The organism is Streptomyces sp. NPDC059169 (assembly GCF_042755225.1).
In the GTDB taxonomy this organism is placed as follows: domain Bacteria; phylum Actinomycetota; class Actinomycetes; order Streptomycetales; family Streptomycetaceae; genus Streptomyces.
The window spans coordinates 307,909-329,431 of sequence record NZ_JBHZCF010000004.1; the positions used below are offsets into that span (position 1 = coordinate 307,909).

Below are 21,523 nucleotides of genomic sequence, written 5' to 3' on the forward strand. Positions count from 1 at the left end.
TCCGCCATGACGACCACCACGTCCGCCGACGCACCGGTGCACCCCGCCGGCGAACCCACCCCGAGTCTGACGGCCGAGCTCGCCGGCTGGGCGCGGTCGGTCACCCACGACGACATCCCTCCGGACACCCTGGCGGCGGCACGCAGCCAGCTCATCTCGAACCTGGCCGCGGTCCGCGGGTCGCTGGACCACCCGGTGGGCCGGCGCGTCGTCGCCGCGTTCGGGCCACCGGACCAGACGGACCCCAAGCAAGCCGGCCACGTCCTGGCGGCGCTGGCGACGGTCCTCGACTTCGACGAGGTGGCCTACTCGGGGCACGTGTCGACGGGCGCCGTGAACGTGGCGGTGGCGGAGGCGCTGCGCGGCGGGCTCGACGGCAGGTCGCTGCTCACGACGATCGTCACCGCCAACGAGTGCGCGGCGCGCATCTCGGCCGCGACGATCCTCAGCCCCTTCTTCCGCGGGCAGACCAACACCCACTGCCACCTCGCGAGCGCCGCGGTCGCCCGGCTGCACGCCCGCCGTGCGCCGCTGGAGCAGTGGACGGCGGGGCTCGGCCTGGCTCTCGGCATCCTGGCGGTGCCGCTGCACCACGGCGTCGTGGCCGGGGACGGCAAGGCCCTCAGCGCGGCCGCACCCGTCCGGCTCGCGCTCGACGCGTGCGATGCGGCGGCGCAGGGGCTCCGGGGTCCCGAGGCGATCCTGGAACACCCGGAAGGCCTGCTGGCCCACCTGTCCGCGGTGCCGCTTCCCGACGCGGTCACCGAGGGCCTCGGGCGCCGCTGGCACACCGACACGCTGACCTACAAGCGCTTCCCGGGAAGCGCCTACCTGCACGCCGCCTTCGACTGCGCGGAGCGGCTGTACGCACGGTTGGGGTCCGTGGACGCCTCACGGGTGCGGCGCATCACCGTCCACGGCTCGTTGCTCACCTGGCAGATGCAACGGAAGGTCGCCCCCGCCCTCGACGGCCCCCGCACCGGAGTCTCGGCAGCCACGCTCTCGGTCGGGTACGGGGTGGCGACGCTCTTGCTGACGGGGGAGCTCGGGGTGGCCGACTTCACCCCCGGGGCGCTGGCCGACGAGGCCCGGTGGGCCCTGGCGGACAAGGTGGCGGTGGAGCACGACATGCAGTTGTCGTTGCGCATGGCCAGGGCCACGTCCCCCCTGGGCGAGGCGTTGCGCCAGGCGGGGCGACGGGCGTTGGAGTGGCCCGAGCTGCTGACGTGGACGGGCCGGGACGCGCCCCACATCCTGGCTTCCCTGGGGGAGCCCGAGGAGACCTTCGAGGACGCGACGATGGCCATCGGCGCACGGGTCGACCTGGAATGCTCCGACGGCACCGTGATGAGCGAGGAGTGCGAGTCGTTCACCGGGTCTGCGGGTCCGCAGACCCGACGGGGGCACGGGACCCTCGTGCGACGGAAGTTCCTCGCCGTCGGCGGCTGCGAAGAGGTCCTGTCCGAGCTCGAACGCATCGAGCACCTGGACCCGGCTCGGACGGCCGACGTGCTGGGCCGAGCGGTGCGCGGCGGCGCGGACTGACGGTTCGTGCGGGCGGCCCCGTGCCTACGGGACGCGGGGCCGGTACCCGAAGCCGCCGTCCGGTGGGGCGAGGGGCCCTCCTTCGGCCGTGACCGTACCCGCCGTTCCCGCCTCCGCCTCCGCCTCACACCGCGCGCCCGCGCTCGAGCTGCCCGATGATCGAACCGAGTTTGACGCGCGTCGATATCGAGAGTTTCCGGAAGATGTTGCGCAGGTGGAAGTTCACCGTGTGCGGAGAGAGTCCGAGCCGCTGCGCCACTTGCTCGTTCGTCATGCCCTGCCCCACGAGACGGGCGATCTCGGTCTCCCGGAGCGTGAGTGATCCCAGCGAGGCCGGACGGGCCGGGGGCGTCGTGCCCGCGTCGTCGGGTGGAACGTCCGGCCGGGGCACCGTGGCGGTGGACTCCGCCGGCCCCGGGGGGTCTTCCGGCACGGCGACCAGTGGCCGGCCGAACTCGCAGGAGGACGCCGGGTCGGGGGTTCCGCCGGCCAGCGCCGTGCGTGCGTGGAGCGCGGCCACCTCCAGCAGGGCGACGCCGCGATTGCGTTCCGCCAACTGCTCGATCTCCCGCACCGACCGCTCGGCCAAGTCGGTGTCGCCGGCTTGCCGCGCGACACTGACCAGCCAGGCCGGCCGGCCCGGATCCTCGATGAAGGACCCTGAACGGGTGCCCAGCAAGTGCCACTTGGCGCGGATGCGGTCGGCGGCCGCACGGGGGCCCTGACGAGCCAGGAGCAGGACGACCTCCGCGAACGCGGCGCGGAAGTGGGAGTCCGGCATGGAGTAGTAGTCGGATCTCGCGTGGAACAGCTCGAGGTCCTCGGCGGCCTCGTCCCACTCCGCCCGGCTCACGTGCACCATCGCCGCGACCGACAGGGCGATCTTCATCCCGAAGGCCGAGTCGTACTGCTGGCTCATCCTCATGGCCAGGCGTATCGAGTGCATGGCCTCGTCGAAACGGCCCGTCTGCCACTGGAGGAGTGAATTGAGGGCCTCCGGCACCGACCCGAACGCGAGGAGCCCGGCACTCCGCACCATCCCGCGCATGTCGCGGATGACGCGCTCCGCCTGGTAGGAGACATGAATGTCGATCAGCTTCTTCGCAAGCAGGAAGTCGGCGTAGAACCGCCACATCGGCGCCGCGTCCTTGGCGTGTTGGACCGCCGACTGGTTGAGCCACAGTCCCTGGGTCAGGTCCCCGGAGTGCCAGCGCTCGACCGAACTGAGGCACAGCGACATGACGCTGAGCGCGTCGGGTGGGGAAACGCTCCCTGCATCCGCCTCGATCAGCGAGCGCAGGACGTCCTCGCCGGCCAGGGTCGCGACCAGGTGGCGGAAGGCGATCACGTCACGGCGGGCGGCCGTCGTGTCGTCCAGTTCCCGGAGCGCTGCGTCGATGGAGTCCAGGGCCGGGCCGCTGTGGCCGCGGATGAACCAGATCTTGGCGTCGTCGAGTTTCCTCAGGGCATCGGTTCCCAGTTCCCATGAGTGCTGGGAACTGATGAGGTAGAGCACGTCGCCGACGGTGGTGATTCTCGGCACGCGCCACTCGGGCGTTCTCCTGGAACCGCGATCTCCCTTGATCATGGAGCTGTTCATCTTCTCCCCCGTGCAAGCGCATGTCGAGCTTGAAGTGATCCGTCGTCAGGGATAGGGCGTGGCGCAACCCCTGTGCGGGCGGGATGGTACACATGTCGGGCCGCTTTCCGGTCGGCCCTCGTGCGTCTGGAGAACGTCTGATCGGCGCCGCGGGGAAGTGTGCTCCGGGCAGCACGGGGGCGCTGGTCGCAGGGAATGCGCGAGCGGGCGCGAGGGAACGTCGTCAGGGGTCGAACACCGTCATCGGGGACTCCGTTCCCCTTGCTCGTCGTCAGTGCGTCGGGGCGGCCCCGGAGAGCCGGCGGAAGCACAGTGGCTCCTCATGTGCATGGCCGACCCCCCGTCGTCTTCACTTCCGGTGCAAGGTTAAATCGGGCCCACCTGCCCTCGCCAGGACTATCAGAAGGCGCCCACGTGTTCGAGCCATCGGCCGGAGATACGGAGTCAGCTGCTTTCGTCCGCATAGATTTGTCAACATTCCATCTATGTCGACTTGTGTATCAATGCACCACTTCCTCCTCGGGATTCGACGGACTGCGGTCCCATGCGGGTGGTGCGAGGGGTCCCGGGGCGAGTGGATGCTTCCGGCTTCCTGCGACGCGGGGGACGCGCACGTCCGGCCCGGTTGGCTGGGAACGAGCCGCGCGACGCGGTCGGTCGGTGCGCGGAGCGCCGGGCGAGGGCGAGGCGTATGTGACGTGGGTCATAGGTGTTATTGGCTGATTGTCCATGGAACGCCGGCGCCCGGGAGTTGATCGTCCACGAGCCCCCGGTTCGTGCGATGCGCCTCGCGAAGCAGCGCTCGCCGGGGAGGATCGGCACGGTGGTGCCCAACCTGTGCGACGTTGCGCCGTCCATCCCCGGGGGCCGCGCAGGAAGCCCGCGCGGTCCGAGTGGGGCACCGGTCCTCCCCTGCGGTCCGTGCGCCCGTGAGGCGCGTACGGGTACCCGGACACGGACCAGCCAGGTCGCACCTCGACCAGGAACGGCCAGTCCGGCCGGAATCCGGTGACCCGGCCGGACTGGGTCTCGGCGGAGACGTCCTCGGTGTGGGCACCCGGCCCGGTCGGGCCGGGTGCCGGTCTCCGCTGGGCGGCCGGGACGCGACGTCAGCGCACCGGTTGGTTCACCTTCTCGACCTTCTGGGTCCCGTTCAGGGTCCGGTAGGAACGGGCCCAAGTGGACGTCGCGTCCTGCTTCGTCCGGTCGGACAGCGTGTAGTAGTCCATCTGAGTGCGCTCGGCGGTCACGTCGAGGACGCCGTAGCCGTGGTGGTCCATGTCGACCCACTTCACATGGCGGTTGGCGAGCTTGACCGCGCCCTGCGCGAGCAAGGACACCGTGCCCGGGGGGACATGCAGGATGTCGTCCAGGTTGTCGGTGGTGACGGACGCCACCACGAACTCGGTGGCGGCCGACTGCGACAGCGGGTACGTGGCGGCCGTCACCGGAACGTCGTTGGCCCAGGCCGTGTGGATGTCGCCGGTGAGGAAGACGGTGTTCTTGATGCCCCGGTCCGTCAGGTGGTGCAGCAGTTCCTTGCGGTCGTCCGTGTAGCCGTCCCACTGGTCGACGTTGACCGCGAGGCCTTCCTTGGGGAGACCGAGCAGCTCGGCGAGTGGCCCCAACAGATAGGCAGGAAGGGAACCGAAGGCGACCGGCGAGATCATCACCGAGGTGCCGACCAGCTTCCAGGCCGCGTCGGACGCCGCGAGGCCGGACTTGAGCCAGTCGAGTTGGGCGCGACCGGTGATGGTGCGGTCGGGGTCGTCGACCTTGCTGCTGCCCACCTTCACCTGCTCCGAGCGGAAGGACCGCAGGTCCAGCAGGTGCAGATCGGCCAGCTTGCCGAAGCGTAGGCGGCGGTAGACGGTGCCTTCGGTGGCGGTGCGGACCGGCATCCACTCGAAGTACGCCTGCTTGGCCGCTGCGGCACGGGTGGCGTAGTCGCCCTCGGTGCCCGGGGTGTGGTTCTCGGCGCCGCCGGACCAGGCGTTGTTGGCTATCTCGTGGTCGTCCCAGATCGCGATGACCGGGTGGGCGGCGTGCATCGCCTGGAGGTCGGTGTCGGTCTTGTACGTGCCGTGGCGGGTGCGGTAGTCGGCGAGGGTGAGGATCTCGTGCTTGGGTTCGTGCTGGCGTACGACGTACTTCGCCTCCGGGATGCGGCCCGTCCCGTACTCGTAGATGTAGTCACCGAGGTGGAGGACCGCGTCCAGGTCGGCGCGGGCGGCCAGGTGACGGTACGCGGAGAAGTAGCCGTTCTCCCAGTTGGCGCAGGAGACGACGCCGAAGCGCACGCCGGACGCGCTCGCCTCCACGGCGGGGGCGGTGCGGGTGCGGCCGACGGGGGAGAGGGCGGTGCCGGAGCTGAAGCGGAAGTAGTAGGCGGTGGAGGGGTGCAGACCGCGCACGTCGACCTTGACGGTGTGGTCGTTCGCGGCGGTGGCGGTGGTCTGGCCGCCGGCCACGATCCGGGAGAAGCCCTTGTCCTCGGCGACCTCCCAGTTCACCTCCGTGGCGGGGCCCCTGCCGGAGCCCGGCACGGCGTCCGGGGAGGGGGTGACCCGCGTCCAGAGCAGCACCCCGTCGGGGAGCGGGTCACCCGAAGCGACACCGTGGAGGAAGGCGGGAGCCTGCTCGGCGGCGGAGGCGGAAGAGGAGGATATGGTGCCGGCCATCACGGATCCGGCGAGAGCGGTGGCGGCAGCAGCCTTGACGACCGAGCGCCGGCTGGCAGTCGTACGGACTCTGTTAGTCACGGCCCGTCAGACTACTGACTGGTTCGGCAAACGGGCAGACGTGTGCACGGAAGTTCACTTTGCGGGGCGTGTGGTGGACGAGACCCCTTGCGTCACTTCTCCCGGGGACTCCGCAGCACGCCTCATGACGGTCCACTCGGAGGATGCGCGAGCAAACCAAGCGTGCCGCGCGGGCGGAGTCGGCCGACCCCTAAAGCCAATCCCGACGCTTGAAAACCACGTACAGACTGACGCAAACCACTGCCATCAAGCCGATCGCGAACGGGTAGCCGAACGCCCAGTGCAGCTCGGGCATTTCCTGGAAGTTCATGCCGTAGATCGTTCCCACCAAAGTGGGTGCAAACAGGATGGCGGCCCACGCGGAGATCTTCTTGACCTCCTCGTTCTGTTCGAAGCCCGCCTCCGCCAGCGCCCGCATCTCCGCGTTCTGCTGCTGCGTCACCAGGGTCGTGTTGACCGTCAGGATGTCGGCCAGGGCCTGGCGGAAGCCGTCCACGCGCTCGCTGGTGTGGGTCACGTGGTCGGCGACGTCGCGGAGGTAGCTCTGGAGCTCCTCGTCGGTCCCGTACTTGGCGAAGCCGGCCATCAGCCCGTGGAGCATGCCGACCAGGGGGCGGGTGGCCCGCTGGAACTCGACCATCTCACGGGCGAGTTCGTAGATGCGCCGGGACACCGCGGGGTCCCCGCCGAAGACCTCGGTTTCGATCTCGTCGATGTCGTTCTGTACGCCCGCGACAACAGGGGCGTACCCGTCGACGACCGCGTCGAGGATGGCGTACAGCACGGCCTCGGGACCGAGGGCGAGCAGTTCCGGGGTGTCCTCCATCCGGCGACGGACCGCCGACAGATCGGGGGCGGCGCCGTGGCGGACCGTGATGACGAAGTCGCTGCCGACGAAGACGTGGAGCTCGCCGAAGTCGACCTCTTCCTGGGCGTCGAGGTACCGGGCGGCACGCAGGACGACGAAGAGGGTCTCGCCGTAACGTTCCAGCTTCGGCCGCTGATGTGCCTCCATGGCATCTTCGACCGCCAGTTCGTGCAGGTCGAACTCCTCCGCCAGCGACACCAGCTCGGCTTCGGACGGTCGGTGCAGGCCGATCCAGGCCATGCCGGCCGGTTGCTCGCGCAGCTGTCGGAACGTCTCGGCGAGCGAGGCGGGGGACGAGACCCGGCGGCCGTCGCGGTAGAGCGCGGCCTGCACGATGCTGCCCTGGTCCTTCTGTACCCGCCCGGACGCGGCGGGCGTGGCTTCGGGGCCCGGCTGGGCGGGCGGAGATCCGGAAGCGGTGAAGCGGTGGCGCCACGCGTGCTTCTTCGGTGTGGGGGCCGGCTGCGCTCGTCGGTCGGACATCCAGGTCACCTCCCGCGCGACGTCCTCGCATGCGTGCATGCGGCCCTGATCGGCCACGGAGCAGGATATACGGGCCGGATCCCACCGGCATCGCAGCCCGCGGCCTGGTTGCGGACAGAAACTGTCCGCAACCAGGGATAGCGTACCGTCATGGCCTCGCAGACGTCCCCCGTACTCGGACTCCGTGCCCTCAACCGCGCCACCCTGGCCCGTCAGCTCCTGCTGTACCGGGACGCGGAGCACCGGACCACCGCACGGGCGGCCGTCGCGCGCCTGGTCGGGCTGCAGGCGCAGAACGTGAAGCCTCCCTATTACGCCCTCGCCGCCCGATTGCACGACTTCGATCCGCAGGAGCTCGCGGCGCTCATGGAAGCGCGCGAGGTCGCACGCACGGTCACCCTCAGGTCCACGATCCACACCCACACCGCGGACGACTGCCTGTCCCTGCGTCCGTTCGCCCAGCCAGGAGGCCCGGAGCGGGAGCTGGCGGTATTCGCCAAGCGGCTGGACGGCGTCGACCTCGACAGGCTCGCAGCCGTCACCCGGGAGCTCCTCGACGAGCGTCCCCGCCCGATCGGTGACCTCAGGGCGGCCCTGGTCGCCCAGTGGCCGGACGCCGACCCGCTCGCCCTCACCGTCGCCGCACGGTGCCTCCTGCCACTCGTGCAGGTCACTCCGCGAGGGCTCTGGGGCAGGAGCGGCCAGGTCACGCTGACCACCGCGGAGCGGTGGTTCGGCCGGGCAGTGGAACAGGCCCCCTCCTCCGACACGATGGTCCTGCGCTACCTCGCTGCCTTCGGGCCCGCTTCGGTCAAGGACATGCAGACCTGGTCAGGACTCACCAGACTGCGCCCGGCGTTCGACCGGTTGCGCCCCGAACTGCTCACCTTCCAGGACGAGAAGGGCGTCGACCTGTTCGACCTCCCCGATGCACCCCGCCCCGACCCCGACACTCCCGCACCGCCGCGCTTCCTCCCGGAATTCGACAACGTGCTGCTCTCCCATGCCGACCGCTCCCGCATCGTCCCCGGGGACGCCAAGGGGCGCACGTGGAAGGGGAATCAGCCCTACCGCGTCTTCCTCGTCGACGGTTTCCTCGCCGGGATCTGGCAGCTGGACGAGACCGCGGACGCGGCCGTGCTGACCGTGCAGAGCTTCGGCACGCTCACGCGGGCGGAGCGGGCGGCCCTGGCCGAAGAGGGCGAGCGGCTCCTCACGCGCATGGCCCCGGCTACGAACCGCCAGGTTCGGTTCGGGCAGTTCGCCCAGCCGGTACGCGCCCGACGCGCCGCCGGTCAGTGACCCGCTGCGACGACGCGTCACGGTACGACGGACCGGCGGGCACGCCAAGGGGGACCTCGATCGCGTCACCGTCGGCGCCCCGTGACGCGCGCACGGTGACTACGGCAGCAACCCCGCCCGCCTGGCCGCCACCACGGCCTCCGTCCGGGTGTGCGCGCCCAGCTTGCGCATGGCCGCGCGCAGGTAGCCCTTGACCGTCTCCGGGCGCAAGCCCAGCCGTTCGGCCGCGGCCGCATTGGTCGCGCCCACGGCGACGCAGGCCAGCACGTCCAGTTCCCGCGGGGCCAGGGCGACGTCCGGTGCCGTCGGCATCGGACCACGGCCCGGGTCGCCCGCGGCGGCCAGCCGCACACAGACGGCCAGCAGCTCGTCGCGGACCGACGGGTCGGAGGCCCGGGCAGCCAGTGCGCGCAGCTCGCCGTGGACCTCCCGCACCTCCTCCCAGCACCGCAGCCCGCCCGGACCCGTCACGGGCTCGCGCACCACCGTGAGCAGCCGTTGCACCTCGTCCTGCACGACGAGGGACTGTTCCACGTCCCGTGCCGCGGCCACCGCGGCGTCGAGGGTGCGTTCTCCCAGCGGCAGTGGCTGCCGCAGCGCGCCGTAGAGCACGCCGCGTACCCTGCGGCGCACCACCACCGGCACCGCGAGGACCGATCTCAGTCCCTCGGCCGCCACCGCCGTGTCGTACTCGTGGCTGATGTGCCGGGCCGCCGGGTAGTCGGTCACCGCACACGGCCGCGACACGGCGATCGCCTTCCCGCCGAGGCCGCTGCCCGAGCAGACCGCCAGTCCGCGCAGCGCGCCCGTGGCCGCGCCGCTCAGCTCGGCGATCCGCATCCGGCGCGGTTCGTGCAGCAGCCCGCCGAAGGCGACCGGCAGCCCGGTGGCACGGCGGAGGCGCAGCAGCGCCGTGCGTATCTCCATCGTCTGGGCCGTTGGGTTCATGTGTTCCCGTCCTCCCGACAGCACAGCACCCCCGTACGGGGGTAGTGAGACCTGCGTCACTGATTACACGATGTCGGTGACCGGTCCCGCAATGAGGAGGGCACATGACGGTTGGCAGCGCGACGGAGAGGTTCCGGGCCGCCCGGGACTTCCTGCTGCGGCACCGTGACGACTACACCGCGGCGTACGAGGGGTTCGCCTGGCCCCGGTTCGAGCGGTTCAACTGGGCCCTGGACTGGTTCGACGCGATCGCCGCCGGCAACGAACGCACCGCGCTGCACATCGTCGAGGAGGACGGCACGGCGACCCGGCTGACGTTCGCCGAAACGGCGTCGAGGTCGAACCGCGTGGCGAACTGGTTGCGCGGGCTGGGCGTCCGCGCGGGCGACCGCGTCCTGGTGATGCTCGGCAACCAGACCGAGCTCTGGGAGACGGCCCTCGCCGCGATGAAACTGCGCGCCGTCGTCATCCCCGCGACCCCGCTGCTGGGCCCGGCCGACCTGCGGGACCGGGTGCAGCGCGGCCAGGTGCGGCACGTGGTCGTACGGGCCGCGGACGTCGGGAAGTTCGACGAGGTCCCGGGGGAGTACACCCGCGTGGCCGTGGGGGGTGCGCCCCGGGGGTGGCTCGGGTACGAGGAGGCGTACGGTGCTGCGGACTCCTTCGAGCCCGACGGCCCCACGCGTGCCGATGACCCGCTGATGCTGTACTTCACCTCCGGCACCACCGCCCGGCCCAAGCTCGTCGAGCACACCCACGTCTCGTACCCCGTCGGTCATCTGGCCACGATGTTCTGGATCGGCCTCCGCCCGGGCGACGTCCACCTCAACATCTCCTCGCCGGGATGGGCCAAGCACGCCTGGTCGAACCTCTTCGCGCCGTGGAACGCGGAAGCGACCGTCTTCGTCCACAATTACTCGCGCTTCGACGCGGGCCGGCTGATGGCGGAGATGGACGCGGTGGGCGTCACCAGCTTCTGTGCCCCTCCGACGGTGTGGCGGATGCTGATCCAAGCGGACCTGAGCGCCCTGCGCACGCCGCCGCGGGAAGTCGTCGCGGCCGGCGAGCCGCTCAACCCCGAGGTGATCGAGAGCGTGCGGCGCGCCTGGGGCGTGACGATCCGGGACGGCTTCGGGCAGACCGAGACGGCGGTGCAGGTCTCGAACAGTCCCGGGCAACTGCTGAAGGTCGGTTCGATGGGCCGGCCCAGCCCGGGCTTCCGGGTCGAGCTCCTCGACCCGACCAGCGGGAAGCCGGGCGCCGACGAAGGGGAGATCTGCCTCGACCTGTCGACTGCTCCGGTGGGCCTGATGACCGGGTACCACGGCGATCGGGAGCGCACGGCCGAGGCGATGGCGGACGGCTACTACCGCACCGGCGACATCGGATCGCGCGACGCGGACGGGTACATCACCTACGTGGGCCGTGCCGACGACGTCTTCAAGGCATCCGACTACAAGATCTCCCCCTTCGAGCTGGAGAGCGCGCTGCTGGAGCACCCGGCGGTCGCCGAGGCCGCGGTGGTGCCCGCGCCCGATCCGCTGCGGCTCGCCGTACCCAAGGCCTACGTGGCGCTCGCCGACGGCTGGGAGCCGGGACCCGACACGGCGAAGCAGATCTTCGCGCACTCCCGCTCGGCGCTCGCGCCGTACAAGCGCATCCGCCGGCTGGAGTTCGGTGAACTACCGAAGACGGTCTCGGGCAAGATCCGCCGTATCGAGCTGCGCGAAGCGACAGCCGCGGGCTCGGGCGCCGAGTACGACGAGGGGGATCTTGGATGACCGGGCTTTCGTACCTCCACGGCACCGGTACGACGCCGCTGCTCGGGGACACCATCGGCCGCAACCTGGACCGGGCCGTCACGGAGCACCCGGACCGCGAGGCGCTCGTCGACGTGTCCTCGGGGCGGCGATGGACGTACGCGCAGTTCGGCACGGCCGTCGACGAGTTGGCCCGGGCGCTGCTGGCGCGCGGAGTGGCCAGGGGCGACCGCGTCGGCATCTGGGCGGTGAACTGTCCGGAGTGGGTGCTCGTCCAGTACGCGACCGCCCGCATCGGTGCCGTCATGGTGAACATCAACCCCGCCTACCGGGCCCATGAGCTGGCCTACGTGCTCAACCAGGCGGGGGTGAGCGTCCTCGTCGCCTCCCTCACCCACAAGTCGAGCGACTACCGGGCACTGGTCGACCAGGTCCGCGGCAGCTGCCCATCACTGCGGTCGGTCCACTACATCGGCGATGCCAGCTGGACGGAACTACTGGCAGCGGCCCAGCACGCCGGGACTGACGAACTGGAAGCACGTGAAGCGGAGTTGACCAGCGACGATCCGGTCAACATCCAGTACACCTCCGGCACCACGGGGTTCCCCAAGGGGGCCACCCTCTCCCACCACAACATCCTCAACAACGGCTACTTCGTGGGGGAGATGATCGGCTACACGGAGCAGGACCGGGTGTGCCTGCCCGTGCCCTTCTACCACTGCTTCGGCATGGTGATGGGAAACCTCGCGGCGACGTCTCACGGGGCGTGCATCGTCATCCCCGCGCCGTCCTTCGAACCGGCCGCCACGCTGCGGGCCGTGCAACAGGAAAGCTGCACCAGCCTCTACGGCGTACCGACGATGTTCATCGCCGAGCTCAACCTCCCCGACTTCGCCGACTTCGACCTCGGTTCGCTGCGCACCGGAATCATGGCGGGTTCGCCCTGCCCGGTGGAGGTGATGAAGCGGGTGGTGTCCGAGATGAACATGAGGGAGGTCTCCATCTGCTACGGCATGACGGAAACTGCACCCGTGTCCACCCAGACGCGGCGCGACGACGACCTGGAACGTCGCACCGGCACGGTCGGCAGGGCCCTTCCGCACGTCGAGGTCAAGGTCACCGACCCGGTCACCGGGGTGGTGCTGCCGCGGGGCGAGGCGGGCGAGCTCTGCACCCGTGGCTACGGCGTGATGCTCGGGTACTGGAACGAGCCCGAGAAGACCGCGGAGGCGATCGACGCCGGTCGCTGGATGCACACGGGCGACCTCGCGGTGATCCGGGAGGACGGCTACGTGCAGATCGTCGGTCGGATCAAGGACATGATCATCCGGGGCGGGGAGAACGTGTACCCGCGGGAGATCGAGGAGTTCCTGTACGGCCATCCGAAGGTCGCCGACATCCAGGTGGTCGGCGTGCCGGACGAGAAGTACGGCGAGGAGATCCTGGCCTGCGTCGTCCCCCGCGACCCGGCCGATCCGCCGACGCTCGACGAGCTCGTCTCGTACTGCCGGGAGCAACTCGCGCACTACAAGGTCCCCAGGCGGCTGGAGGTCCTCGACGTCTTCCCGATGACGGTGAGCGGCAAGGTGCGCAAGGTCGAGTTGCGGGAGCGCTTCGGCTGAGACGAGGGGGCGCTGCGGACGCGGCCGCCCCCGGCTCCCGGCCCCGCGCACCCGTGGCGAGCGGACCCGTCACGCCGTGCTCGGGTACGTCGGGTACGGAGGACGTCGCCGAGCGCGGCCGTGGAGGGCGTTGCGGATCGGCGGTCGGTGCCCGGTGGCCGCTCTACGGAGCGGTCGCCGGCGGGGCGCCCGTCTCGAGCAGCTCTTCGGCGGGACCGTTCACCGGTTGCGGTGTGCCGGTGAGGTCCATGACGAACAACGGCACGACGAGTTCGTCCGCCCGGCGCCGAGCCTCGTCCTCGTACCCCGCCAGGGCGAAGAAGACGCTCGTCGCGGACGCGCTCAGTCCGTTCAGCCACAGGCATTCGACGGCGCGCACGGTGGCGGGGCTCGTGCTCGGGTCGACCTGGGCGACCAGTCCTGGTGCCCACAGATCGATCCCCGACTCCGGCTGTTCCTCGGGCTGGACGACATCCTGGAAGCCGAGCCAGCGCAGGTAGTGCGCTGCGGCCGTCACCACGTCCCGGGCGGTGCGGATCGCCACCGGGCGGAAGGCCGGCCGCGGACCGGACGCCGCTGCGGGCACCGGGAGGTGCGAGGGGCACCCCGAAGGGTGGCAGCAGGGCTCGGCGGGGTCCGCGTCCGCTGCAGCAGGGCGAGCCGGCTGCGCGAGCGGATCCGCCGTGTCCGGGGCGGGCGTGCCGAAGCCGGGCGCGCCTAAGCCGGCACCGCCGGGTCCCGTACCGGCACCGCCCGGTCCCACGGCTCCCGGGACGGCACTCCCGGAGGCGGCGGTGGCGCTCCGCGGTGCCGCCGCGGCGCCGGCCGAGGACGTCGGTGCCGCTGTCACCGGTCGCACGGGAATGCGCAGGACCGTACCGCAGGGGCAGCCCAGCTCCGGCTGGGGCCACTCGCCCTCGCGCCCGCACGCCTGGCAGCGGACGCCGACCCATTCGTCGGTCCAGTTGCGGTGTCGTATCGGCACGGGGGGAGCCCCCCGGAGCAGCGGCGGCGCGAGCGGCGCCCCGCACGCACACGGATAGACGGGCGACGCGAACGTGTGTGCACGCCGACAGACCGGGCAGCGCACCGGTACGTGATCTCCCATGCCCATCCCCCTTCGGGCGCGCTCGGCCACGCCACGTGGTCCATCGTCCACCAACCGCGACTCCTTGGGGAGGGAGTTCGGCCATCGCTCGCGGCCCGTTCCCTTGACGCCTTCGGCGACGCATCGTAGATTGCTTCCGAATCGCAGAATATGAATTCCGCATTATGGAAAACAAGCGGAAGTCAGGGAACCCGTCAGGAATCGACGCTCTCAGGTGGCGCGACAGAGCCCGATCCACCAGGCCCGAAGCAGGAGCACACCATGCCTCGTATGACCGCAGCCCGAGCGGCAGTTGAGATCCTCAAGCGTGAAGGCGTCACCCAGGCGTTCGGTGTGCCGGGCGCGGCGATCAACCCCTTCTACAAGGCCCTCAAAGAGGGCGGAGGCATCGACCACACCCTGGCGCGGCACGTCGAGGGCGCCTCGCACATGGCGGAGGGCTACACCCGGACCGCGCCGGGCAACATCGGCGTCTGCATCGGTACCTCCGGCCCCGCAGGTACGGACATGATCACCGGGCTGTACTCCGCCATCGGTGACTCGATTCCGATCCTCTGCATCACGGGCCAAGCCCCCACGTCCGTGATCCACAAGGAGGACTTCCAGGCCGTCGACATCACCGCCATCGCCGGGCCCGTCACGAAGGCGGCGACGACCGTCCTGGAAGCCGCGCAGGTGCCGGGGGTCTTCCAGCAGGCGTTCCACCTCATGCGCTCCGGAAGGCCGGGCCCCGTCCTCATCGACCTGCCGATCGACGTCCAGCTCACCGAGATCGAGTTCGACCCCGAGACGTACGAGCCGCTGCCGGTCTACAAGCCCGCCGCGACGCGGGCGCAGATCGAGAAGGCGCTCTCGCTCCTGCTGGACTCGGAGCGCCCCCTGATCGTCGCGGGCGGCGGCATCATCAACGCCGACGCGTCGGACCTCCTCGTGGAGTTCGCCGAGATCACCGGCACCCCCGTCATCCCGACCCTGATGGGCTGGGGGACCCTGCCCGACGACCACGAGCTGAACGCGGGCATGGTCGGCCTCCAGACGGCCCACCGCTACGGCAACGCCAACTTCTTGGACTCCGACTTCGTCCTCGGTATCGGCAACCGTTGGGCCAACCGCCACACCGGCTACAAGCTCGACGTCTACACGCGCGGCCGCACCTTCGTCCACGTCGACGTCGAGCCCACTCAGATCGGCAAGATCTTTGCGCCCGACTACGGCATCGCATCCGACGCACGGGCGGCGCTGGAGCTGTTCGTCGAGGTCGCCAGGGAACTGAAGGCCGCCGGCCGGTTGCCCGATCGCCGTGGGTGGATCGACGCCACCCAGGAGCGCAAGGCGACCCTTCAGCGCCGTACGCACTTCGACGACGTCCCGATGAAGCCGCAACGCGTCTACGAGGAGATGAACAGGGCGTTCGGGCCCGATACGCGCTACGTCACCACCATCGGGCTGTCACAGATCGCCGGTGCCCAGATGCTGCACGTCTACAAGCCGCGTCACTGGATCAACTGCGGTCAGGCGGGGCCGCTCGGATGGACCATCCCGGCCGCGCTGGGCGTCGCCACAGCCGATCCCGACACACCGGTCGTCGCCCTCTCCGGTGACTACGACTTCCAGTTCATGATCGAGGAGTTGGCCGTCGGGGCACAGCACAGGATCCCGTACGTCCACGTGCTGGTGAACAACTCCTACCTGGGCCTGATCCGCCAGGCGCAGCTCGGGCTGGACCTCAACTTCGAAGTCAACCTCGAATTCGAGAACATCAACTCACCCGAGCTCGGCGTCTACGGCGTGGACCACGTGAAGGTCGCCGAGGGGCTCGGCTGCAAGGCGATCCGTGTCACGGACCCGGGTGAGCTGGGCGCCGCCTTCGAACAGGCGAAGAAGCTCGCCGCCGAGTACCGGGTTCCGGTGGTCGTCGAAGCCATTCTGGAGAGGATCACCAACATCTCGATGAGTCGCACCATGGACATCAGCGACGTCACCGAGTTCGAGGAGGTCGCGACCGAGCCCGGTCACGCCCCCACCGCGATCCTGCCTCTCAAGGGCTGACCGCCGGTCAGGACCCAGGAACCCACCGGGGCCGACGGCCCTCGCACCGATGGACGGATCGGTGCGAGGGCCGACGTGCGTGCCCGACGTCGGGCGACGGCGAAGGGAGCGCCCGGCCCTCGGGGTTCCGTCCGGCCCGCCCGGGCGGCGGTTCCTCAGGACCTGATGCTCGCGCTGTACTTCGTGCCGACGCGGCGGCCGTTCTTCTCCGCCCACAGGTAGATCCGCACTTTGTAGCCCTCGTCGAACGAGTAGTTGCAGGTTGTCTCGGGATCGCCCTTGCCCGTGGTGTCATAGCAGCCGGACCGCAGGTTGTACCAGCCCACGGGGAAAGAGATGTTGGGCTTGTAGTAGCGCTCGAGATTCGCGTGCACGGAGTAGCCGTCGGCGGCGTAATCGGTGATCTTGAGAACTTCTCCGTTGGCCTCGAAATGCGCCGTACCGTAGGAGTTGGACACGGACACCGAGGCCGCGGAGGCCGAGCCCGGCACGGCCACGACCAGTGCGAAACCCGCTGTTGCCGTGACCGCTGCGCTCATCAGTCTGCGTGCCACACGCACCACCCTCTTCACGAAGAGTTCGTCGACAGGACAAACAACTTCCTTGACTCAAACACGAGTTGGAGGGCCCGGCAACAGGATTCGGCTATGCGTGGGCGTGGCGCTCCCTGCCCGTGGCGCACTGCCGTGCCCACGGCGGTGCGCCACGGGAGCCCGGACGTGGACGGGAGCTCGGGCGGTCGGAGCGCGCAGGCGATACCGGCGCCGGCGGCGGGGCAACTCCGCCTCCCACGGTCCGGATCGGAACTCGCCGCGTCCCGCACTTCTTCACGGCCAGTTGCTTGTCGGCCTTGGCGGAGGACGTGTCACCGCCGAACGAGAACGCTGTTGGATCCGACGGTATGGTCGATTCGCTTGGCAAGATCGCAGAGAAGATCAAGGCCAGTCATATCCGCGAAGTTGCCGGCACCCCGTACCAGTACACCGGAAATGCGGCCGGACATCTCCCCGACACAAACTGGTCCGGGAGGCATAGTCCGTACTGCTGGCATCAGCGGGATGGTTTCGTCAACTCCAAGGTCGGCCGCTATGCGCTGAAGTGCAACATGGCGTACGAGCCGACTGGCTTCTCCTATGCGGGAGTGGATGGTGAAGCTGGTACGTACACTACTGAACGTGTCACTGGTTCAGTTTCGTCCGGCAGACACGGCATACGCCGGATCGGTCGTCCATAGGGGTGGGGTATCACATGGAAATGCGTCGACTGGTCAGTGAGTTGATGGCGAGGAGGGTCGACGAGCATCTGGCTGATCCGTTCGAGGCATCTGCGATTCCCCGTATCTACCCTCCGGCCAGCCAGCGGGAGGTCTCCCGACTGGAGGTGACTGCGGGGCAGTCGCTGGATCGCTATTACCGGGATTTCCTTTCGGTGACAGACGGCATGGATGGCTTCTACCTGTCCCATTGTGTGCTCGGTTGCCGGAACCGTTCCGGCGCTAGAGGGACCGGTGCCCTCCAGTTCCGTGATGGGGCGCGAGAAGACGGGACTCCTGCTGACGTAGGTCTGCCGGGCGATGTCGTGCTGTTTCCGGTTTCGGTGAATAGGGACGTCTCTCAAGCGATCTTCATGATCGATTGTCCTGATGTGTTGCCCGAGCGAATTTGGTGGCTAGGGGAAGGTGACAGCATGTTCTTCGGGAACTTTGCCGATTTGCTGGGGTACGCGAATGATCCCCGTTCGTATACGCCCCGGGAAACGGTGGACTGAGCTGGATTCAGGCTGTGACGAACTCGGGCGGAGTATCGCCCCTCTGGTCCATGCCGGGTCGACGGCGGCTCACCCGCACCCGACGACGCGTCCGGCTTCGCGTGGGCGGCGCCCTCCGTGAGGTTGCTGCGGCGTGACCTGCGACGTGAACTCCACTCTGTCGAGGTACCCGAAGACCAACATCAAGTCTGCCGTCCTGTCGGCAATCGGCTGGGCGGATCCGGAACCGACTTGCGGACCCTTGCAACGTGCGCGCGGGGGCCAACGCTTGGCAGACCGGTTCTCGGCAGGACGACAACACCATGAAGAACTACGAGAACCACGTCGCGGCAGCGATTGAGGCGGGGCAGAGAGTCCACTGCAAGGTGACACCGAGACGCAGCGGCCGCCGGACGGTGCCTACCGGGTTTCGTATTGCTGCCTACGGGGCGTTCGGGATCGGCTCCAGGGGCGGCCGGAGGGACGGCGATCGGGGCGCTGTGTCCCCGCAGTGCTGCGTGGTTCCGCCGCTGGTGCCGTCCTGGGTGCGGGACGGTCCGCAGGTGGTGCGGGCCGACGCGTGGGCGGCTTCGTCCCGCCCGTGTTCGGCGGTGTCGTCACGACGTCGCGCGAGACCGCCCCGTGGTTCGCACCCGTGGGTCAAGCCGGCCGGGCATGCGGTGCGGGAGCATCCATCGCACCGCGTTCACGTCCGGTGCGTGACGCCGTGGACTGGCCGCCCGGCGGGCGAGGCTGGCGCGACAGGACGTTCGCGCCGCCGGGCGGAGTCGTGGGGGTGGGCGTCATGGCCCGGTGCCCCGGTGGTGGGCCGGGACCGCGGCGGGGGCGATGGGCTTCGGCCGAGCCCTTCCCTCGGGTCGGGAAGGGGCCCGGTGGCCCTTACCACCGCACTGGCTCGCACGCCGCCGCGGTCCGTACGCCCGGCGCCGACGATTTCTCCGGCGCCGTGTCCTCGCCGCAGGCCACCCCTCATTCGGGCATGCGGTTCGGACGGCGTACGGGAGACGGACCTCCGAGTCGGCTCCCGTACGCGGCCTGGGATTGGTCCCCGCTCGTTCAGTCCTCGCGCAGAGCGCGGACCGCTTCCTCGACGCGCTTGCCGTACTCCGGGTCGGCAGCGTGGAAGTGGGCGAGGTTCTTCTCGATGACGTCGTCGCGGGATACCTGGGACAGGCCGCCCGCGATGTTCGCGATCAGGCGGGACTTCTCGTCGTCCGACATCAGCCGGTACAGCTCGCCGGCCTGGAAGAAGTCGTCGTCCTTGGAGGCTTGCGGGGCGGCGTGGGTGCCCGTCCAGCCGTGGACGGCGAGAGGTGCGGACAGGGGGGTGTCCGTCTGGGTCGGTCCGGAGTACGAGTTGGGCTCGTAGTTCTTGTCCGTCCGCGACCCGTTGCGCGTGGCCATGAAGCCGTCGCGGCCGTAGTTGTCCGCACTCCCTCCGGCAACGGCCCGGGGGGAGTTGACCGGCAGGTGGGTGTGGTTCACGCCGAGCCGGTAGCGGTGGGCGTCCGCGTAGGCGAAGAGCCGGCCCTGGAGCATCTTGTCCGGCGATGGACCGATGCCCGGCACGAAGTTGTTCGGGGAGAACGCGGCTTGTTCGACCTCGGCGAAGACGTTGTCGGGGTTGCGGTCGAGGACCAACCGACCCACGCGCTGCAGCGGGTAGTCCCGGTGCGGCCACACCTTGGTCAGGTCGAAGGGATTGAAGCGGTAGTCCGCAGCCTCGGCCGCGGGCATGACCTGCACGTACAAGGTCCAGGACGGGTTCACCCCGCGCTCGATGGCCTGGAGCAGGTCGGTTTGGTGCGAGTTCGCGTCCTTGCCCGCGGTCTCGGCGGCCTGCTCGGACGACAGGCAGCGGACGCCCTGGTTGGTCTTGAAGTGGTACTTGACGAAGAAGGCCTCGCCCGCGGCGTTGGTCCACTGGTAGGTGTGGGATCCGTAGCCGTTCATGTGGCGGTAGGAGGCGGGGATGCCGCGGTCGCCCATCAGCCAGGTGATCTGGTGCGTGGCCTCGGGAGCGTGCGCCCAGAAGTCCCAGACGTTGTCCGGTTCCTGCCGACCCGTGAACGGGTCGCGCTTCTGCGAGTGGATGAAGTCGGGGAACTTGATGGGGTCCTTGATGAAGAACACCGGGGTGTTGTTGCCGACGAGGTCGTAATTGCCCTCCTCGGTGTAGAACTTCACGGCGAAGCCGCGCGGATCGCGGACGGCGTCCGCACCGCCGAGCGAGTCGGCCACCGTCGAGAAACGCAGGAAGACCTCGGTGCGCTTGCCGATGGCGTTGAGGAAGTCGGCACCGGTGAAGCCCGTGACGTCGTCGGTCACCTCGAAGTAGCCGTAGGCGCCGGACCCCCGGGCGTGGACCACGCGCTCGGGGATGCGCTCACGGTTGAACCGGGCGAGCTTCTCCAGGAGGTGCTGGTCCTGGAGGAGGAGCGGGCCGCCGACACCGGCGGCGGCGGAGTTCTGGTTGTCGGCGACCGGGGCGCCGGACTCGGTCGTAAGCACGCGCTGTGTCATGGGTGGCGGGTCTGGCCTTCCGTGCGGGAGCTGCCGGGGCACCTCCCAGCGGTAGCTGGGGGAGTGTCTGGAGCGTAGGTTCGCCCCGGAGAAAACGTCAACAGTTTGTTGAAGTGGAGGGGGATCCGGACCGCGGCTGCGCCTGGGCGCGACAGGACAGGTGTCGGCGCAGCCACGGCCCGGACGTTCATGGGGGTGCGGACCTCAGTCGTCCGGCCGGTGGGACCGGAGAGCGGGGTCTGTGGGGACTTGTGTCAGGCCGACTGGTGGCCGGACAGCCGCTCCACCGCGCGCAGCAGGGCGGAGTGGTCCAGGCCGCCGTCTCCCTGGGCCCGGAGGGAGGCCACCAGCTGGGCCACCACGGCTCCGACGGGCAGTGCGGCTCCGACGTTGCGGGCGGCGTCGGTGACGATGCCCATGTCCTTGTGGTGCAGGTCGATGCGGAAGCCCGGGGCGAAGTCCCGTGCCAGGAAGTTGTCCTTCTTGCGGGTCAGGACGGTGGAGCCGGCCAAACCGCCGTTCAGGACGTCCAGTGCGGCCCGCAGGTCCACGCCGGACTTCTCGAGGAAGACGACGGCCTCGGCGCACGCCTGGATGTTGACGGCGACGATCAGCTGGTTCGCGGCCTTCACCGTCTGGCCCGAACCGTGCGGGCCGCAGAGCACGATGGTCTTGCCGAGCGCTCCGAGGAGCGGCAGGGCTTCGTCGAAGTCCTCCTGGCCGCCGCCGACCATGATCGAGAGTACCGCCTCGACGGCGCCGGCCTCGCCCCCGGAGACCGGGGCGTCGAGGACCCGGATCCCCTTCTCGGCGGCGGCCTTCGCCAGGTCGATCGAGGTCTGCGGGGTGATCGAGGACATGTCGATGAGCAGCGCCCCCGGCCTGGCGTTCTCCAGGATGCCGTCGGGGCCGTACGCGATCGCCTCGACCTGCGGTGAGGCGGGGACCATCGTGATCACGACGTCGGCGTCCCTGACGGCCTCGGCGATCGAGCCGGCAGTGGTGCCGCCCGCCGCCGCCAGGCGGTCGAGCTTGTCCTGCTCCAGGGTGTAGCCCGTGACGTGGTAGCCGGCCTTCAGGAGGTTCTCGGACATGGGGGAGCCCATGATGCCGAGCCCGATCCAGGCGACCCTGGGAAGGTCCGGCAGGGTGGGGCGGGTTGAGTCAGTGGTGCTCATGGGGGTGC

General features: G+C 69.7%; 15 protein-coding genes. 7 read left to right on the forward strand and 8 right to left on the reverse strand.

What is annotated here, in order from left to right; genetic code table 11:
- Positions 1-6: 6 nt before the first annotated feature.
- Positions 7-1,545, forward strand: a complete 1,539-nt coding sequence (locus ACFXOM_RS09945; protein ID WP_384934225.1) for an MmgE/PrpD family protein — start codon at positions 7-9, stop codon at positions 1,543-1,545.
- Between the two features lie 124 nt (positions 1,546-1,669).
- Here the strand turns inward: ACFXOM_RS09945 and ACFXOM_RS09950 are convergent, their stop codons facing one another.
- The 3 genes from ACFXOM_RS09950 to ACFXOM_RS09960 all read right to left on the reverse strand — a co-directional run bounded on the left by ACFXOM_RS09950 (position 1,670) and on the right by ACFXOM_RS09960 (position 7,258).
- On the reverse strand, positions 1,670-3,145 hold the full coding sequence (locus ACFXOM_RS09950; protein WP_384944342.1) for a LuxR C-terminal-related transcriptional regulator: 1,476 nt from the start codon (positions 3,143-3,145) through the stop codon (positions 1,670-1,672).
- A 1,109-nt stretch (positions 3,146-4,254) separates the two neighbouring features.
- Positions 4,255-5,907 carry an alkaline phosphatase D family protein gene (locus tag ACFXOM_RS09955; protein ID WP_384934231.1) on the reverse strand — a complete coding sequence of 551 codons (1,653 nt, stop codon included), beginning with the start codon at positions 5,905-5,907 and terminating at the stop codon, positions 4,255-4,257.
- A gap of 190 nt (positions 5,908-6,097) precedes the next feature.
- A complete protein-coding gene (locus ACFXOM_RS09960; RefSeq protein ID WP_384944344.1) occupies positions 6,098-7,258 on the reverse strand; it encodes a magnesium and cobalt transport protein CorA in 1,161 nt (386 codons plus the stop codon).
- A gap of 150 nt (positions 7,259-7,408) precedes the next feature.
- On the opposite strand from ACFXOM_RS09960, the gene ACFXOM_RS09965 reads away from it, so the two are divergent.
- Entirely contained in the window at positions 7,409-8,560 is a 1,152-nt protein-coding gene (locus tag ACFXOM_RS09965; RefSeq protein WP_384944346.1) for a winged helix DNA-binding domain-containing protein, read from the forward strand.
- 99 nt (positions 8,561-8,659) lie between these two features.
- Here the strand turns inward: ACFXOM_RS09965 and ACFXOM_RS09970 are convergent, their stop codons facing one another.
- Positions 8,660-9,508, reverse strand: a complete 849-nt coding sequence (locus ACFXOM_RS09970; RefSeq protein WP_384934240.1) for a response regulator transcription factor — start codon at positions 9,506-9,508, stop codon at positions 8,660-8,662.
- Positions 9,509-9,612: 104 nt separating this feature from the next.
- Here ACFXOM_RS09970 and ACFXOM_RS09975 point away from each other — a divergent pair, with 104 nt between their 5' ends.
- Positions 9,613-11,289, forward strand: coding sequence for an AMP-binding protein (locus tag ACFXOM_RS09975; RefSeq protein ID WP_384934242.1), 1,677 nt, complete (start codon positions 9,613-9,615; stop codon positions 11,287-11,289).
- Positions 11,286-12,890: an AMP-binding protein gene (locus ACFXOM_RS09980; protein ID WP_384934244.1), complete on the forward strand. Its 1,605-nt coding sequence runs from the start codon at positions 11,286-11,288 to the stop codon at positions 12,888-12,890. Before ACFXOM_RS09975 ends, ACFXOM_RS09980 begins: the two co-directional genes overlap by 4 nt.
- Positions 12,891-13,053: 163 nt before the next feature.
- On the opposite strand, the gene ACFXOM_RS09985 is transcribed toward ACFXOM_RS09980, so the two are convergent.
- On the reverse strand, positions 13,054-13,998 hold the full coding sequence (locus ACFXOM_RS09985) for a hypothetical protein (protein WP_385037595.1): 945 nt from the start codon (positions 13,996-13,998) through the stop codon (positions 13,054-13,056).
- A 261-nt stretch (positions 13,999-14,259) separates the two neighbouring features.
- On the opposite strand from ACFXOM_RS09985, the gene gcl reads away from it, so the two are divergent.
- Positions 14,260-16,047, forward strand: a complete 1,788-nt coding sequence (gcl, locus tag ACFXOM_RS09990) for a glyoxylate carboligase (RefSeq protein ID WP_384934250.1) — start codon at positions 14,260-14,262, stop codon at positions 16,045-16,047.
- A gap of 155 nt (positions 16,048-16,202) precedes the next feature.
- Here the strand turns inward: gcl and ACFXOM_RS09995 are convergent, their stop codons facing one another.
- Complete coding sequence (locus ACFXOM_RS09995; RefSeq protein WP_384934253.1) at positions 16,203-16,601, reverse strand: hypothetical protein; 399 nt, start codon at positions 16,599-16,601, stop codon at positions 16,203-16,205.
- 296 nt (positions 16,602-16,897) lie between these two features.
- On the opposite strand from ACFXOM_RS09995, the gene ACFXOM_RS10000 reads away from it, so the two are divergent.
- Positions 16,898-17,281, forward strand: coding sequence for a hypothetical protein (locus tag ACFXOM_RS10000; RefSeq protein ID WP_385037598.1), 384 nt, complete (start codon positions 16,898-16,900; stop codon positions 17,279-17,281).
- 20 nt (positions 17,282-17,301) lie between these two features.
- Entirely contained in the window at positions 17,302-17,814 is a 513-nt protein-coding gene (locus tag ACFXOM_RS10005) for an SMI1/KNR4 family protein (RefSeq protein WP_385037601.1), read from the forward strand.
- 1,056 nt (positions 17,815-18,870) lie between these two features.
- On the opposite strand, the gene ACFXOM_RS10010 is transcribed toward ACFXOM_RS10005, so the two are convergent.
- Positions 18,871-20,337, reverse strand: a complete 1,467-nt coding sequence (locus tag ACFXOM_RS10010) for a catalase (RefSeq protein ID WP_384934261.1) — start codon at positions 20,335-20,337, stop codon at positions 18,871-18,873.
- A gap of 254 nt (positions 20,338-20,591) precedes the next feature.
- On the reverse strand, positions 20,592-21,515 hold the full coding sequence (locus ACFXOM_RS10015; RefSeq protein WP_384934264.1) for a 2-hydroxy-3-oxopropionate reductase: 924 nt from the start codon (positions 21,513-21,515) through the stop codon (positions 20,592-20,594).
- Positions 21,516-21,523 lie beyond the last annotated feature (8 nt).

Bases quoted from the DNA above. Each gene is read 5' to 3' on its own strand.
- ACFXOM_RS09945 (WP_384934225.1), top strand. From the start codon at position 7: ATGACGACCACCACGTCCGCCGACGCACCGGTGCACCCCGCCGGCGAA.
- ACFXOM_RS09950 (WP_384944342.1), bottom strand. From the start codon at position 3,145: ATGAACAGCTCCATGATCAAGGGAGATCGCGGTTCCAGGAGAACGCCC.
- ACFXOM_RS09960 (WP_384944344.1), bottom strand. From the start codon at position 7,258: ATGTCCGACCGACGAGCGCAGCCGGCCCCCACACCGAAGAAGCACGCG.
- ACFXOM_RS09965 (WP_384944346.1), top strand. From the start codon at position 7,409: ATGGCCTCGCAGACGTCCCCCGTACTCGGACTCCGTGCCCTCAACCGC.
- ACFXOM_RS09970 (WP_384934240.1), bottom strand. From the start codon at position 9,508: ATGAACCCAACGGCCCAGACGATGGAGATACGCACGGCGCTGCTGCGC.
- ACFXOM_RS09975 (WP_384934242.1), top strand. From the start codon at position 9,613: ATGACGGTTGGCAGCGCGACGGAGAGGTTCCGGGCCGCCCGGGACTTC.
- ACFXOM_RS09980 (WP_384934244.1), top strand. From the start codon at position 11,286: ATGACCGGGCTTTCGTACCTCCACGGCACCGGTACGACGCCGCTGCTC.
- ACFXOM_RS09985 (WP_385037595.1), bottom strand. From the start codon at position 13,998: ATGGGAGATCACGTACCGGTGCGCTGCCCGGTCTGTCGGCGTGCACAC.
- gcl (WP_384934250.1), top strand. From the start codon at position 14,260: ATGCCTCGTATGACCGCAGCCCGAGCGGCAGTTGAGATCCTCAAGCGT.
- ACFXOM_RS10005 (WP_385037601.1), top strand. From the start codon at position 17,302: ATGCGTCGACTGGTCAGTGAGTTGATGGCGAGGAGGGTCGACGAGCAT.
- ACFXOM_RS10010 (WP_384934261.1), bottom strand. From the start codon at position 20,337: ATGACACAGCGCGTGCTTACGACCGAGTCCGGCGCCCCGGTCGCCGAC.
- ACFXOM_RS10015 (WP_384934264.1), bottom strand. From the start codon at position 21,515: ATGAGCACCACTGACTCAACCCGCCCCACCCTGCCGGACCTTCCCAGG.